Here is a 271-nt window from a genome sequence, read left to right as displayed (position 1 = left end):
ACACTGGCCGATCTGGCCGCCCGCGCCGGGATCGCGGTCACCGGCGGCGGGACGCTGATGCCGATCCCGGACGTGTTGGCGATGGCGGCCCGCAGCGACACCACGGGCTGCCTGGCCATCTTCGACGGCGCGACGCGGGAGGTCATGGACTGCTACCGGACCCGGCGTACGGCGAGCACCGCGCAGCGGTGGGCGTTGATCGCCCGCGACGGGGGCTGCACCAAGCCCGGCTGCACCGTGGGGGCGTATGGCTCCCAGGCTCATCACGCCC

Annotated in this window: 1 protein-coding gene; it reads left to right on the top strand. The window is 74.2% G+C overall.

All coding sequences use genetic code 11. From position 1 onward, the window contains the following. The coding region (locus tag AC30CM_RS27415; protein ID WP_490120040.1) for an HNH endonuclease signature motif containing protein at window positions 1-271 on the top strand (271 nt) is incomplete at both ends.

The sequence above is a fragment of the Mycobacterium sp. DHQP2018-32-09 genome (assembly GCF_058148405.1).
This window is presented reverse-complemented; position numbering and strand designations above follow the sequence as displayed.